Source organism: Streptomyces sp. NPDC001851 (assembly GCF_040297165.1).
Taxonomy (GTDB): Bacteria; Actinomycetota; Actinomycetes; order Streptomycetales; family Streptomycetaceae; genus Streptomyces.
On the sequence record NZ_JBEOYR010000030.1, the window covers coordinates 1 to 2741 of the forward strand.

A 2741-nucleotide genomic window follows, 5' to 3' on the forward strand; every position below is an offset into this window, starting at 1 on the left:
GGATCAACGTGCTGTTCGCGATCCTCCGCGACGGCACTTTCTACGAACCCAGAACCCCACGCCTCGCTTGACGAAAGACATAGAGGCACCCCCCCCGCCGGCCTGATGCTCTGCAGGCCCGTGCGCAGGTGCCGCAGGGAGGGCGGGCCGGGGTCAGCGGGCTAGAGTCAGCGGGCCGTGCGGCGCAGGGCGAGGCGTTCCTTCTCCGAGAGGCCGCCCCAGACGCCGAAGCGCTCGTCGTTGGCCAGCGCGTAGTCCAGGCAGGCCGGGCGCAGCTCACACATGGCGCAGATGCGCTTCGCCTCGCGCACCGAGCTGCCGGGCTCGGGGAAGAAGAAGTCCGGCCCGGTCTGCGCGCACAGGGCCTGCGCCTGCCAGGTGTCGTCGGCCGGAGTGATCGTTTCGAAGTGCATGACCAGGATCGTGCCGCGCCGCGAAAAACGTTCGATCAACGCCGGGTCAACGCCGCCACCAGGCCCTCCGCCGCCTCGATGATGCTCCCCCGGGCCGACCCCGCGCACGGCGGCGCGCGGGGCACTGCGCTCCGGCGGCGATTGTCAGTGGGGGGTGCCAGACTCGGCAGTGCACAGGACGGGACCCTCTGCGAGGAGGCGAAGATGCTCACCACCCGCTTCGTCAACGGCGCGCCGAACTGGATCGACCTCGGCACCCCGGACATCGACGGTGCCCTCTCCTTCTACGGCGGCCTCTTCGGCTGGCAGTTCCAGTCGGCGGGGCCGGACGCCGGAGGCTACGGCTTCTTCCAGCTGGACGGCAGGACCGTCGCGGGCGGTATGCAGTCCGGCCCCGAGCAGGGCCCGCCGGCCTGGACGGTGTACTTCCAGAGCGAGGACGCGCAGGCCACCGCCAAGGCCGCCGAACTGGCCCACGGCAGAGTGCTGTTCCAGCCGATGGACGTGATGGGGCAGGGTCACATGGCGGTGCTCGCCGACCGGGCGGGCGTGCCGTTCGGCATCTGGCAGTCGGCCCGGACCAAGGGCGTCGACGTGGCGAACGAGCCGGGCGCGCTGTGCTGGGTCGAGCTGTACACCCCGGACATCGCGGCGGCCGCCGCCTTCTACCACCAGGTGCTCGGCCTGGAGACCTCCGCCGTGCCCTTCCCGGGCGGGACGTACACCTGTGTCAACCCGGCCGACGGCGGGGAGGACGCGATGTTCGGCGGGATCGTACCGCTCGCCGACGCCCCGGCCGAGGCCGAGGACGGCCCGTACTGGCTCCCGTACTTCGAGGTCACGGACACCGACGATGTGGTCGAGAGGGCACAGCGACTCGGCGGAGCGGTGCGCATGCCGGCGACCACCATGCCGGGGGTGGGGCGCATGGCCAAGCTCAGCGACCCCTACGGCGCGCGCTTCGCGGTGATCAGAAGCGAGCCCCAGCAGGGCTGAGCGGGCCGGACGGAAGCCCGGCGCGGCGGTCCGGCTAGGCGGAAGCCCGGCGTATCAGCGTGGTCGGCAGGATCACGCCGCCGGCGGACGGCGGACCGGCCGGGGCACCGGTGCGGTCGCGGGCGTCGGCCAGGCCGCGCAGCAGCAGACGGGCCATCAGGCGCCCCATTCCCTCGATGTCCTGACGGACCGTCGTCAGCGGCGGGTCGGCCTCTTCGGCGACGGGCAGCATGTCGTCGAAGCCGATCACGGCCACGTCCTCGGGCACCCGCCGTCCGCTCGCCCGCAGCACCCGCAGGGCACCGAGCGCGGTGAGGTCGTTGGCGGCGAACACGGCGTCCACGTCCGGGCACCGGTCAAGGAGTTCCCGCATGGCGCGTTCGCCGCCGGCCGGGGTGAAGTCGCTCTCCACGACCAGCCGGGGATCGCTCCCTCCCGGCACCTCGCCCATGATGTCCCGGTAGCCGTCCAGCCGGTCCACCGCGGACGTCTGGTCCAGGAGGCCGGTGAGGTGGGCGACGCGTCTGCGGCCGAGGCCCACGAGATGCCGGACGGCCGCGCGTGCCCCACCCCGGTTGTCGCAGTCGACGTAGACCACGCCGGGCCCCGGACTCCGCCCCGCCTGCGCGGCGCCCCCGGGCCCGTCTGCCCGGCTGTCGTCGCCCCAGCCGGGCCGTCCGCCGAACACGGTGGGCACACCGGCCTCGTGGATGAGGCCGGGCAGCGGGTCGTCGAGGTGCAGGGAGAAGACGAGCGCGCCGTCGACGTGGCCTCCGGCGAGATACCGGGCCACGCGCGCATGGTCGTCACGACCCTCGGTGAGCAGCAGCACCAACTGGTTGTCGTGGGCGGTCAGTTCCTTGCTGATACCGCGCAGCTGCAGGGCGAAGAACGGGTCGGCGAAGACCCGGGTCTCGGGCTCGGCGATGATGACCGCGACGGCGTCGTGCCGCTTGGTGACGAGGCTGCGCGCCGCCTGGTTGGGGACGTACCCCAGCTCCGCCACGGCCTGCCGGACCCGTTCGGCCAGGGGTTCGCGCACCCCGTCGCCGCCGTTGACCACCCGGGACACGGTGGCCCGGGACACTCCGGCCAGCTCGGCCACGGCCTCCAGCGTGGGGCGCGACACTGCCTCGGTCACTTCTGCATCTCCTCATCGGCGGCTGCCGGTCAGGATAACCGCGCGGTGAAGACGCCGCCGGAGCAGCAACGGCGGCTTGCGGTGGGCGGGGTGGACAGTCGACCGGTGGACAGACGGCCGCCGGACGGTCGACAGTAGCCGGTCGACCGTCGCCAGTAGACGGTCGCCAGTAGACGGTCGCCAGTCCACGG

Annotated in this window: 3 protein-coding genes; 1 reads left to right on the forward strand and 2 read right to left on the reverse strand. The window is 72.7% G+C overall.

Features of this window, described 5'->3' with window-relative positions:
• Positions 1-167: 167 nt before the first annotated feature.
• Positions 168-413, reverse strand: a complete 246-nt coding sequence (locus tag ABT171_RS33675; protein ID WP_225828358.1) for a WhiB family transcriptional regulator — start codon at positions 411-413, stop codon at positions 168-170.
• Between the two features lie 204 nt (positions 414-617).
• Between ABT171_RS33675 and ABT171_RS33680 the strand changes: the two genes are divergently transcribed.
• Complete coding sequence (locus ABT171_RS33680) at positions 618-1409, forward strand: VOC family protein (protein WP_351250194.1); 792 nt, start codon at positions 618-620, stop codon at positions 1407-1409.
• A 34-nt stretch (positions 1410-1443) separates the two neighbouring features.
• Here ABT171_RS33680 and ABT171_RS33685 read toward each other — a convergent pair whose 3' ends face one another.
• A complete protein-coding gene (locus ABT171_RS33685; RefSeq protein ID WP_351250195.1) occupies positions 1444-2550 on the reverse strand; it encodes a LacI family DNA-binding transcriptional regulator in 1107 nt (368 codons plus the stop codon).
• Between the last annotated feature and the right edge of the window lie 191 nt (positions 2551-2741).